We start from the raw sequence: 12,123 nt of genomic DNA, 5'->3' as shown, positions 1-12,123 counted from the left end.
ACTTGTTTGCTGAATTAATGTGTGTCTTCACAAACCAGTGTGTGCAGCAATCAAAGCCTTCATCGTTGCCACGTCGGCATCCATCACCTCAAATCGCTGTGGCAAACTTTCAATATTTTCGAAGCCTGCTGGGCGCTCGGCATCACGTCCTAAAGCTTCACGTATTGTTTCATTAAATTTTGCTGGCAAAGCCGTTTCCAACACGATCATCGTCACTCCCGCTTGCAAGTGTTCACGTGCTACCTTAATGCCGTCAGCAGTGTGCGTATCAACGGTAACGCCATACGCTTGCTCGACTTGACGGATAGTTTGCAGACGATCTGCATGAATTGATTTACCCGAAACAAATCCAAACTCAGGAATTTTCTTAAATTCATCGCCATCACTGCCTGGACGCCCGGACAAATCAAACCCACCCTCGGTCTCTACTTTCTTGAACAATGCGGCGACCCGAGCGCTGTCGCCACCCAGCAAATCATAAACAAAACGCTCAAAATTCGAGGCTTTGGAAATATCCATAGATGGACTGGTAGTGTGATAAGTCTCTGCCGATTTACGTACGCGATAAACACCGGTGCGGAAGAACTCATCTAGCACATCGTTTTCATTCGTCGCCACGACTAACTGTGCAATTGGCAAACCCATCATCCTTGCAATATGACCAGCACAGATATTGCCAAAGTTACCGGACGGCACGGTGAACGACACTTTCTGATCGTTATTACTGGTCGCCGATAAATAACCGCGGAAATAGTAAACCACTTGCGCAACTACACGCGCCCAGTTGATTGAATTTACGGTACCAATCTTTTGGCGCTGTTTAAACTCCAAATCATTCGATACCGCTTTTACCATGTCCTGACAATCATCAAACACGCCATTCACAGCGATATTAATAATATTCGGGTCTTGCAAGCTAAACATTTGCGCGGTTTGAAACGCACTCATTTTTTTGTGCGGTGATAGCATGAAAACGCGGATACCTTTTTTCCCACGCATGGCGTATTCGGCGGCACTTCCCGTGTCACCCGAAGTCGCACCAAAAATATTCAATTCAGAATGATTCTTCGCTAACGCGTATTCAAACAAGTTGCCAAGTAATTGCATTGCCATGTCTTTAAAAGCCAAAGTCGGGCCGTTGGATAAGGCTTGCAAAACTAGTTTGTTACCATCTTTCACTTCCAAACTACGCAATGGTGTAATTGCTTGTGCAGATTCATCTTGACGCGCGTTTTTGTATACCTCTGCGGTATAGGTTTTGGTCGTAATCGCTTTTAAATCGCTTTCAGGAATATCTGTTGCAAATTTACGTAACACTTCAAACGCGAGATCGGCATAACTGAGTGTGCGCCATGTATTCAATTCTTCTGCTGTCACTTGCGGATAAGACTTCGGCAAATATAAGCCACCGTCAGGCGCTAAGCCACCAAGTAAAATTTCAGAAAACGATACAGAAGAATCAGAGGATGTTGCGTAACCACGAGTAGACAGGTATTGCATGATTGAGAATAAAGATAAAAGTAAGCAAAGAAGGGATTCGACTTAATTATATCTTGCATTGCAGCAGGAAATTCGGCGGCAAGCGAATTTCCTGTAAAGAAACGGCAAATTTTCCATGGAATCCATGGAGAACTGATGGCAGCCCGACAGAAACAATCAACAAATGAAAAGAAAGCGTCTAAACATCGACTAGCCAAGCAAAAACTTTTTCATTTGTTTTTTTGCCAAAGACTAGCGATGCGTGACCACCATCAATGCTTTCGCCTCTGTCTTGCCAATATTGCGGATCGCGTGCGTACGGTCTGCATCGTACCGGGCGGTGCCACCAACTTTTAACTTTTTCTTCGCGCCATCTACCTCAACTTCAATACTGCCAGCAATCAAGGTCAGATGCTCTGAGGTGCCGGGGTCATGAGGATTGGAGACTAAAGCGCCACCGGGCGCGAGAATCAACTCATACCATTCAAATCGCCCTGCCAATTCCATGGGCCCTAGTATTTTCAAGACGTAGCCTGAATGCTCACCTGGCAAAGTTGGTGTCTCATGCGGCTCTAGCATACGAATTAAATCAACCTTGGGCGCCTCGGAGGTGAGCAACTCTGCCATTCCAATACCAAGCGCATTCGCCAATCGCCAAGCCACAGCAATGGTTGGATTGGCTTTTTCTCTCTCAATTTGCGACAACATCGACTTGGATACTCCCGCAGTGCGGGATAAGTCTTCCAAAGTCAGCCCTCTTTCCAGCCGTAAACGCTGTAAAGTTGCTCCGACCTCAGGTGGCGCGGCAGGCGTTGTCACAGGTGCAATCACTTTTTTCATAGTTTCGCTTGCAAAATTAAATTAGCCTAGATAATATTCGCTATATTGAATTTTAGTTCGATATATTGAATATTTAAATAAATCAGTAGATTTATCGAATTGTCGATATAGGTAACAATTAACACGAAAATTCCAACTTTTTCCATCATACCAGAAGCCCCTTTCCTTTCAGGAGACAAACATGAGCGCTAAGAAGAATTCATTTTTTACAGGTTTAGCCAGCAATCTGGATAGCTTGCGTGAACAAGGCTTGTACAAACCAGAACGTGTGATCTCATCGCGTCAAGGTTCCTTGGTGCAATGTGATGATGGTCGTCAACTCATCAATCTGTGTGCAAATAACTATCTGGGCTTATCGGGTGATGAAGCAACTGTGCAAGCATCGATCAAAGCCACCGAGCAATACGGCTATGGCTTATCGTCAGTACGTTTCATCTGCGGTACGCAAACTGTACACAAACAACTTGAACGTGCGATTGCGGATTTTCTGGGAATGGAAGACACGATTTTGTATGCTGCAGCATTTGATGCAAATGGTGGCGTATTCGAACCCTTGTTCGATGAAAACGATGCGATTATTTCTGATGCCTTGAACCACGCTTCCATCATTGATGGTATTCGTTTATGTAAGGCGGCACGTTTCCGTTATACCCACAATGACATGGCTGATCTGGAAAAACAATTGCAAGTGGCAGCCGATAAACGCCATCGCATCATCGTCACTGATGGCGCGTTCTCCATGGACGGCACGATCGCCCAGCTCGATAAAATTTGCGATCTGGCAGATAAATATGATGCCTTAGTCATGATCGACGAATGCCACGCATCTGGCTTCCTTGGTAAAACCGGTCGTGGTACGCATGAACATCACAATGTCATGGGTCGCATCGATATTATTACCGGCACATTAGGTAAAGCTTTAGGTGGTGCGATGGGTGGTTTTACCGCTGCGCGTAAAGAAGTCATCGATACCTTGCGTCAGAAATCGCGTCCATACTTATTCTCGAATACGCTGGCGCCATCCATTGCTGGTGCGTCCCTAGCGGTATTAGAGCGCCTGTCGAAATCAACTGAATTGCGTGATCGTTTGCATGAAAACACCGCTTTCTTCCGTCAAGAAATCCAAGCACTAGGATTCACCATCAAGCCTGGTACACACCCTGTGGTGCCGGTGATGTTATTTGATGCACCAGTCGCACAAAAGTTTGCGGCGCGCATGTACGAACTCGGCGTTTTTGTTACTGGTTTCTTTTATCCAGTCGTACCTATGGGACAAGCGCGTGTCCGCGTGCAATTATCGGCGGCACACACCAAAGAACAATTGCAAACTGCACTCGCCGCGTTTGCGCAAGCAGGTCGTGAGTTGGGTTTAATTAAGTAAATCTCTAAAAATCACTGCTACATCTCTGCGGCAATAAAACAGTCAATCGAATAGTAAGAATAGTAAAATTAGTAAGGAAAGAAAATGGAACGAATTTTAGTCATCGGTGCGAACGGTCAAATCGGTAGTGAATTAGTCGATGCTCTAGCCGCTAAACATGGGGCGGATAATGTAATTGCTGCGGATATTAGTCCAGCCAGTTTGTACGGTGCAAAAATCTACGAAGTAGTTGATGTGTTGAATGCCGATCGCCTTGCAGAAATTCACGACAAGTACGACATCACCCAAGTCTATCAACTGGCAGCGCTATTGTCTGCTACTGGTGAAAAAGCGCCATTGAAAGCTTGGACATTGAACATGGATGGCTTGTTGAATATTTTAGAACTAGCACGTATTCGTGGCGAAGCTGGCAAACCTCTCAAAGTTTTCTGGCCATCCTCGATTGCCGCTTTCGGACCTAACACCGAAGCTGTCAACACGCCGCAATACACGGTGATGGACCCGAACACTATTTATGGCATCAGCAAGTTAGCTGGTGAACGGCTGTGTGAATATTACTTCCAGAAATACAATGTTGATGTGCGCAGTATTCGCTACCCTGGCATCATCAGCTACAAGTCGCCTCCAGGTGGCGGCACGACCGATTATGCGATCGCAATTTTCCATTCTGCCTTGAAGGGCGAAGTCTATTCATGCTTCCTCGAAGCGCAACAATCACTGCCAATGATCTACATGCCTGATGCGATTCGTGCGACGATTAGTTTGGTGGAAGCACCTGCCGAAAACATCAAAATCCGTTCATCTTATAACGTCAGTGGTATGAGCTTTAACCCACAAGAACTCACAAGTGAAATCACTAAAAGCCTACCAAACTTTCAGGTACACTACGCCCCGGATAGCCGCCAGGCAATCGCGGCAAGTTGGCCACAAAGTTTGAATGATGAGGCCGCTTATCAAGATTGGGGCTGGAAGGCAGAAATTGATCTCCCTGCGTTGGTCACTGACATGTTAAAGAACGTGAAAGTCGCCAATTAATTGGAATAAACGGCGTCATGTGTATTGTTCTAATTAGAGATCGTTTTATCGATAAAAGCTTGACTACTATGGTCTCAAAATAAGGAATATTGGCATGGATATGCGTGTGTTTGATCTGTTTAAAATTGGTGTTGGTCCATCGAGTTCTCATACGGTTGGACCGATGATTGCAGCGCGTCGTTTTTTGCTGGAATGTCCAAATTTAGATCAAGCACGCAAAGTGCAAGTGGCCTTATATGGTTCACTTGCATTAACAGGCTTGGGGCATGCCACTGACAAAGCTGTATTACTTGGTTTAATGGGAGAAACACCGCAAGACGTCGCTCCCGATACCGTCGAAGACAAACTATCTGAACTCGCCCAATCAGGCGTCATGCACTTGTTAGGTCAAGTCAAAGTCGACTTCGATATCCTGGACGATGTACTTTGGCACAAAAAGGAAGTATTGCCAGGTCACCCAAACGGATTAAGCTTTACCCTCACCCGCCAAGATGGCAGCACCCATAGTCAAACATTCTATTCAACTGGCGGCGGCTTTATCTACACCGAAGAAGAACTGAATAACAACGCGAACTCAGTGATCACGCCATCGGTGAGTGTTCCCTATCCATTCGGCACCATGGCTGAATTACTGGCGCATGGTAAAGCAACTGGATTATCGTTGGCAGCTTTATTGCGTGCAAACGAACTGAGTCATTGTAGCGAAGTCGAGCTAGATGCAGGCCTAGACAAAATCTGGGAAGTGATGAATTCTTGCATAGAGCGCGGCTTAAAAATCACTGGCGAGTTACCAGGTGGCTTGCATGTACAACGTCGCGCCGCCAAACTCTGGCTCACCGCCAATGAAACACACAATAGTTTGCCGCACGATGGCATGCATAAAGTAAGTTTGTATGCGATGGCGGTCAATGAAGAAAATGCCGCTGGCGGTCGTGTCGTCACCGCACCAACCAATGGTGCAGCAGGAATTATTCCTGCCATCATCAAATACTATTCACAAGATTGTCACCCGAGCGATCCTGTCAAAGGTATTCGCGACTTCATGTTAGTCGCAGCCGCTATCGGTATGCTGTGTAAGAAAAACGCCTCGATCTCTGGTGCTGAAATCGGCTGTCAGGGTGAAGTCGGTGTAGCCTGCGCCATGGCGGCAGCAGGCTTAACGGCGGCGCTAGGTGGTAGCAATGAGCAAATCGAATCAGCGGCTGAAATCGGCATTGAGCACCATCTGGGCATGACTTGCGACCCGATTGGTGGTTTGGTACAAATTCCTTGTATCGAACGCAATGGCATGGGCGCGGTGAAAGCGATTACGGCGGCATCACTAGCCTTAAAGAGTGACGGCACCCATCATGTCAGTCTCGATCAAGTCATCGAAACCATGCGGGTTACGGGCTATGATATGCAAGCTAAATACAAAGAAACGTCGTTGGGCGGGTTAGCGATTCACGTGGTCACCGTCAATCACGCGGCTTGCTAAGCTATCGGTGTTTCCATTTTGATAGAAGGCCTAACTTGCTGAATTAACCGCTGGCTCCACGCTGGCGGTGAGCGGAATTTCTATCGTAAACGTTGTGCCCTTCCCAAGCTCACTTGTCACCTCGATTCGTCCGCCCAACATCGCGGTGACAATATTGTAGGCAATACTTAATCCCAAACCAGAACCGCCCTGCCCCAATTTTGTCGTGAAAAATGGATCAAATATTTTCTGCAAGTTCTGCTCACTGATACCCACGCCATCATCTTGAAAAAGGATGCGTACCCAATTCTCTGGCAGCAAATCTGCTTGTAACAAAATACGTCCATTTTGACGCCCCTCAAATCCGTGACGCAGAGCATTGTTGGTAAGATTCATCAACACTTGTTCTAAAGGGCCAGGAAAACTATCAAGCAAGATCCCCTCAAGCACTTGATTGATGAACTGATGCGAAGTCTTACGCAAAGTTGGGCTTAAGGTCACCACCACTTCTCGTGCAACTTCGTGCAAACTAAAACGCCGCCTTTGCTCACTGGTTTGGTCGACTGCAACTTGCTTAAAACTATTAATTAAGTCGGCAGTTCTACTTAGATTGCGATTCAAAATATCCGCGGAATCATGTAGGTGCGATAAAAATTGATTGAGATGTGAACGCGACAAACCACCATCTAAGCCAGCTTCAAACTGCTCCCGTTGATCTTGCAATGCACTAGCCACCATCAAGGCATTCCCAACCGGTGTATTAAGTTCATGTGCGATACCAGCCACCGTCGATCCCAAAGAGGCTAACTTCTCGGACTGTACTAGTTCACTTTGTGTACGTTTTAAAGATTGCAGCGCTTCACTTAATTCTGTCGTTCTAGTTTCTACACGCTGCTCTAATTCCACGTTCAAGACATGCTGTGCTTGTTCGGCCGCTAAGCGATCGGTTTGATCCAAGAAAGACGCCACAAATCGCCAGCCGCCAGACAACTCAAAAGTCGCTGTGCTCACCAGGAAATTTCGTAATTCGCCGCTCGCTAATCGCATCATCACTGGATAACCAATCACGCCTTTACCTAGTGTTTGGCGCGCAATGATTTTACGCTGATCCTCACTTTCAAAAATACGTAAGCTATTAATAGATTGGTGCAATAATTGTTCACGGGTATATCCAAAGTCACTAATAAACGCGTGATTCACATCGATCAATTGACCATCAATATTTCCAGAAATCGAGGGCAAAGGATTAGATAAAAATAGCGCAGAAAACGAGGCTTCTGAGCGACTTAATTCCTGCGCTTTCAGATCTAAGGATGCCGCCAATTCATGTACTCTTGTGAATTCATGACGCAATGCCCAAACACCGACCAAACCGAGTAGCAAAGCGATAATCAAGACGCCGATTAAAATTAACAATCGTGCCAACAAATCTGGTTGAACGGGAACAATCACACCGTACTGAATGAACAAATAATAAGCAACGCAAGCTAAACAAGCGCTTGCGGTCATCGCAATGGCATGACGTACTGATAAAGCCCAACTCGCCGCCATAATTGAAATCGGAACACAAACAATGCCGGGCGCATTAAAACCAAAAGTACGGAAGCCAAACACAATAGGAATCAGCGCAAAGCCCCAAAGTATCATCATCAGAGCAAACTTCACTCGCTTGCGTCGCAAAAAATGTACTACTAATGCAGAAATAACCGTACCGGCAATCGCGCCCCAATTACCGATCCCCTTACCAAAATACAGATTTGCGAAGAATGCAGCGACACACGCAAAGAATGCTGTAATGGCGATGCCATAAAGTAGTTGAATGCCAACTTCATTAATTTGAATTCGGTCTCGACCTTCTTGCGCGTGCACGACATCCACTGGATCGATATTCGCATGCATGTTTTGCCTCGCTAGAAACAATTCGTTCACGATATTACCCAACGCGATTTAGCTTACGTCCGCTAAACCCAGACAATGTGTCAACTTCTATATCATGTCACTGCATTGACAGGTCACCAATGAATCAGCAAAAGCACTTCTAGTCATCGCACCAAGGTTTTAATTAGCGGCCATTGTCGACGCGAAATCGGCAAACGCTCATCGGAACCGCGTACAATGACCTGCCAACTATCGACGACTTTTTCTGATTCGTTTTTATCTCCATCCACATCTGCTTCACTAATGTGCACCGCCCGCTCAACGCCAAGAATCGCGTTTCTAGCGACCAATGCATTTCTATGCGCACGCACAAATACCTCGCCCAATTCAGCTTCAATGGATACCAAAGATTCCTCAGTCAAATAAGCACGAGACGAAGTTTGTATCGTCACATACTTCTGCTCCGCTTTCAAAAATAAAACTTCCCGAACCGGAATCAGTAGCACCCGATTTTTTTCTAATACAGAAAAATTTTGTCGACGCTTCGGGATAGTTTTCAGCGATTCACGTAACTTCTCTTGCTGCATTTGTGCGCTGTTTTGCTGTCGAAATGCGTGAATGCGAATCAAGGCATCCTGTAGCCTTGCGGCTTTAACAGGCTTTAACAAATAGTCCATCGCATGTACTTCAAATGCTTGCAATGCATATTCATCATAAGCTGTGACGAATACGATAGAAGGACGCACGCTTAACTCTGCATCAGCGATGTGCTGCGCTAACTCAATGCCTGTCATACCGGGCATTTGAACATCAAGCAAGACAACGTCGGGTTGTTGTTCTACAATCAAATCGAGTGCGGCTTGCCCGTCTTCAGCTTCGGCCAGCAATTCGCATTGGCAATGCGCTTGTATATCGCCAATTAAAGTTTTCATGCGCGCTCTGGCGGGAGCTTCATCATCCACAATCAAAATACGTAGAGAAGTCATCGTCACTCAATTAAGTCGAGATTAAGTTTTATCGGGAAAAATCAATTGCACCACAAACTGATCTTCAGTTTGAGTGGTTTGTAACTGTGCCTCAATATCGTACAGCAGCTTCAAACGCTGTCGTATATTGTCCAATGCCATGTGATTGCCTTTTGAAGGCTGCGCATGAAGATCATAATTGTTTATCACTTTGACTTCAATTTTATCCAAGCTTTTTTGAATCGAAATAGACACAGGTGACATTTGTTTGGCTGGCTCTACACCATAATGAATCGCATTCTCTAGCAGTGGTTGTAACAACAAAGCCGGTATCTTTGTCGTACCAAGCGCATCTTGCTGAAGGTCCTGAAGCTGCCAGTCAACTTGAAGTCGCTCGCCCAGTCGAATTTTTTCAATTGCCAAATACTGCTGACACAGGGTAATTTCATCTGCCAAGGTCGACATATTTCTGGTGTCGCGCAGCAAAGCGCGAAACAGATCAGCCAAATCTTCTAAAGCGGTCTCGGCGCGACGAGGCTCGGTACGGATTAGAGATAACACCGCGTTTAAACTATTAAATAAAAAATGCGGACGAATTCGCGCTTGCAAGGCTTGCAAACGTGCTTCACCGAGCGCCGGTGAAAATGCTTTGGTACGCAATTCAAAATAATGTTGATATCCCAATCCAATCAAAAAACAAAACATGACCGACAACAGCATGTCCAAATTCGGGAAACTATAGGCAAACCACTCAAGATCGCCCAGAATAAATATCACCACATAACAAACTAAGGCTGGCACTGTGCCACAGACGATCCTTTGCATCCAGGCTGACGCAGGCTCGCGCTCTAACACGCGTCTGAAGCCACATAAAAATAATAAAGAAAGTAAGCAAATCGATTCCACCAACATCGAGGTTTCGACGAAATCCTGAAAACTCGGCGCCCAACCTTGCCCTCGGGCTAGTAGCACTAGCAACACCAGCAAATTGGCAGACACCAAGACACGAACAACGATTCCTAAATTGCAGCAGTCTGGAATCAATAATTCTGTGAATTGTTCCTCTTTTTTTATTTTCATTGATGTAGGGGCTTATTTAAGATGACTTTAATCACAAATAGATAAGATGTGATGCGTGTGATTAATATGTAATTCAACGAGCTTAAGAGAATATGCCGCAAAATCGAAAAGCCGAGCTTGTCTCGCGGTATAATCCTCACTGGTTTTTACAGAACAAACGATAGAAGCCCCAGAGCTGCATCAAATGTTGGTCGAATGCCCCAATTCTATTCGGGATGATCAAACAAAGTCACTCAAAGCGACACAATCGCCTTTAATGTGAACTAGCTTCACCAATCTGATCGCACAGCCAACTTCCATACGTTTTTTGTCGCTTCACTATTTATCTTAATTTACAGCCACTATGACATCACAATTTTCCAAAAAAAGCGAGGCTTGGTCAGCACGCTTCTCTGAACCTGTCTCCGATTTGGTGAAACGCTACACCGCTTCCGTATTTTTTGATAACCGTATGGCAGCCGTCGATATTCAAGGATCGCTCGCCCATGCAGAGATGTTACAAGCGCAACAAATCATCAGCGCTCAAGACTATGCCGATATTCAACGAGGTATGGCGCAAATCAGTGCTGAGATTGAATCCGGCCAATTCACCTGGTTGCTCGATTTAGAGGATGTACATTTAAATATCGAAAAACGTTTAACGGAATTGGTGGGCGATGCTGGCAAGCGCTTGCACACAGGTCGCTCACGCAACGATCAAGTTGCTACCGATATTCGTTTATACATGCGCAATGCGATTGACAACATCATTGAGTTAATTGCAGCTTTGCGTTTGGCGTTATTGGATTTAGCTGAAAAACACAGCGATACGATCTTGCCTGGATTCACCCACATGCAAGTCGCGCAACCAATTACTTTTGGTCATCATATTTTGGCATACGTCGAAATGTTCGGGCGCGATGCTGAAAGGATGGCGGATTGTCGTAAGCGTGTCAATCGCCTACCTTTGGGTGCTGCAGCATTAGCAGGTACCACATTCCCGATTGATCGTTTGCGTGTCGCACGTACTTTAGGTTTTGACGATGTTTGCCATAATTCTTTAGATGCGGTATCTGATCGTGATTTCGCGATTGAATTTTGTGCGGCGGCATCTCTCGTGATGACGCATATTTCACGCATGTCTGAAGAACTCATTATCTGGATGAGTCCACGTGTTGGCTTTATCGATATCGCTGATCGATTCTGCACCGGCTCCTCCATCATGCCGCAAAAGAAAAACCCCGACGTGCCTGAGCTAGCGCGTGGTAAAACGGGCCGTGTGAACGGCAATCTAATCGCTTTGCTCACTTTGATGAAAGGCCAACCTTTGGCCTATAACAAAGATAATCAAGAAGATAAAGAACCTTTATTTGATACCGTCGATACACTGGTTGATACTTTGCGTATTTTTGCCGATATGGCAAGCGGCATTACCGTCAAACCAGAGGCGATGCGCGCTGCTGCTTTGCAGGGATATGCAACAGCAACTGACTTGGCCGACTACTTAGTCAAAAAAGGCCTGCCTTTCCGTGATGCACACGAAGCAGTTGCACTTGCAGTTCGCACTTGCGTTGATAGAGGCTGTGATTTAAGCGACATGCCACTAGCGGAATTACAAAGTTTTAGTCATTTAATCGAAGTCGATGTGTTTGATGTACTGACTTTAGAGGGCTCGGTCGCTGCACGTGATCATATTGGTGGCACTGCGCCGAATCAAGTTAGATTGGCGATCGCGCGCTTGCGTGAACAATTGAATGCAAATTGACCCAATAAAGTAACTCAGCACATAAATTTATATTTAATTGAATCGATAATAAATAAGATCAGAGCGGCCTACTGTGTGTTTTTGATCCACGGACATTCAAATCCACAACTAGCCGCTCACATATTCATTTATCATAGCAAATAATTGCTTAAATAATAAAACGTCATCACATCTTGATTGCAATAGTTGCAGCAAGATCTGATGACGTTTTATTGTAGTACAAAATACAATATCTGAACGTATCAAAGTACAAATCAGAGTATAA

Annotated in this window: 9 protein-coding genes; 4 read left to right on the top strand and 5 right to left on the bottom strand. The window is 45.4% G+C overall.

Annotated features, from left to right (window positions below; genetic code table 11):
• Positions 1 to 27 precede the first annotated feature (27 nt).
• Complete coding sequence (gene thrC, locus KDM92_RS10205; RefSeq protein ID WP_212684244.1) at positions 28 to 1,500, bottom strand: threonine synthase; 1,473 nt, start codon at positions 1,498 to 1,500, stop codon at positions 28 to 30.
• Positions 1,501 to 1,731: 231 nt separating this feature from the next.
• Complete coding sequence (locus KDM92_RS10200; RefSeq protein WP_212684243.1) at positions 1,732 to 2,319, bottom strand: helix-turn-helix domain-containing protein; 588 nt, start codon at positions 2,317 to 2,319, stop codon at positions 1,732 to 1,734.
• A gap of 181 nt (positions 2,320 to 2,500) precedes the next feature.
• Between KDM92_RS10200 and kbl the strand changes: the two genes are divergently transcribed.
• From kbl to KDM92_RS10185, 3 genes are all read left to right on the top strand, one after another.
• On the top strand, positions 2,501 to 3,700 hold the full coding sequence (gene kbl, locus KDM92_RS10195) for a glycine C-acetyltransferase (RefSeq protein WP_212684242.1): 1,200 nt from the start codon (positions 2,501 to 2,503) through the stop codon (positions 3,698 to 3,700).
• Positions 3,701 to 3,784: 84 nt separating this feature from the next.
• Positions 3,785 to 4,735, top strand: a complete 951-nt coding sequence (locus KDM92_RS10190; protein ID WP_212684241.1) for an NAD-dependent epimerase/dehydratase family protein — start codon at positions 3,785 to 3,787, stop codon at positions 4,733 to 4,735.
• 94 nt (positions 4,736 to 4,829) lie between these two features.
• Complete coding sequence (locus tag KDM92_RS10185; RefSeq protein WP_212684240.1) at positions 4,830 to 6,212, top strand: L-serine ammonia-lyase; 1,383 nt, start codon at positions 4,830 to 4,832, stop codon at positions 6,210 to 6,212.
• Positions 6,213 to 6,242: 30 nt separating this feature from the next.
• On the opposite strand, the gene KDM92_RS10180 is transcribed toward KDM92_RS10185, so the two are convergent.
• From KDM92_RS10180 to KDM92_RS10170, 3 genes are all read right to left on the bottom strand, one after another.
• Positions 6,243 to 8,090, bottom strand: coding sequence for a sensor histidine kinase (locus tag KDM92_RS10180; RefSeq protein WP_212684239.1), 1,848 nt, complete (start codon positions 8,088 to 8,090; stop codon positions 6,243 to 6,245).
• Between the two features lie 143 nt (positions 8,091 to 8,233).
• Positions 8,234 to 9,055 (bottom strand): LytR/AlgR family response regulator transcription factor, encoded by an 822-nt coding sequence (locus KDM92_RS10175; RefSeq protein WP_212684238.1) that lies wholly within the window; start codon positions 9,053 to 9,055, stop codon positions 8,234 to 8,236.
• Positions 9,056 to 9,076: 21 nt separating this feature from the next.
• A complete protein-coding gene (locus KDM92_RS10170) occupies positions 9,077 to 10,114 on the bottom strand; it encodes a sensor histidine kinase (RefSeq protein ID WP_212684237.1) in 1,038 nt (345 codons plus the stop codon).
• Between the two features lie 343 nt (positions 10,115 to 10,457).
• Between KDM92_RS10170 and argH the strand changes: the two genes are divergently transcribed.
• Positions 10,458 to 11,858 carry an argininosuccinate lyase gene (gene argH / locus KDM92_RS10165; RefSeq protein WP_212684236.1) on the top strand — a complete coding sequence of 467 codons (1,401 nt, stop codon included), beginning with the start codon at positions 10,458 to 10,460 and terminating at the stop codon, positions 11,856 to 11,858.
• Positions 11,859 to 12,123: the final 265 nt, after the last annotated feature.

The sequence above is a fragment of the Affinundibacterium baiyunense genome (assembly GCF_018139645.1).
Classification (GTDB): Bacteria; Pseudomonadota; Gammaproteobacteria; order Burkholderiales; family Burkholderiaceae_D; genus Undibacterium; species Undibacterium baiyunense.
Note: the sequence above shows the minus strand (reverse complement) of the source record. Positions and strands in the feature narration are given on the sequence as shown.

Coding starts and splice junctions, on each gene's coding strand:
- thrC (WP_212684244.1), bottom strand. CDS start 1,500: ATGCAATACCTGTCTACTCGTGGTTACGCAACATCCTCTGATTCTTCT.
- KDM92_RS10200 (WP_212684243.1), bottom strand. CDS start 2,319: ATGAAAAAAGTGATTGCACCTGTGACAACGCCTGCCGCGCCACCTGAG.
- kbl (WP_212684242.1), top strand. CDS start 2,501: ATGAGCGCTAAGAAGAATTCATTTTTTACAGGTTTAGCCAGCAATCTG.
- KDM92_RS10190 (WP_212684241.1), top strand. CDS start 3,785: ATGGAACGAATTTTAGTCATCGGTGCGAACGGTCAAATCGGTAGTGAA.
- KDM92_RS10185 (WP_212684240.1), top strand. CDS start 4,830: ATGGATATGCGTGTGTTTGATCTGTTTAAAATTGGTGTTGGTCCATCG.
- KDM92_RS10180 (WP_212684239.1), bottom strand. CDS start 8,090: ATGCATGCGAATATCGATCCAGTGGATGTCGTGCACGCGCAAGAAGGT.
- KDM92_RS10175 (WP_212684238.1), bottom strand. CDS start 9,055: ATGACTTCTCTACGTATTTTGATTGTGGATGATGAAGCTCCCGCCAGA.
- KDM92_RS10170 (WP_212684237.1), bottom strand. CDS start 10,114: ATGAAAATAAAAAAAGAGGAACAATTCACAGAATTATTGATTCCAGAC.
- argH (WP_212684236.1), top strand. CDS start 10,458: ATGACATCACAATTTTCCAAAAAAAGCGAGGCTTGGTCAGCACGCTTC.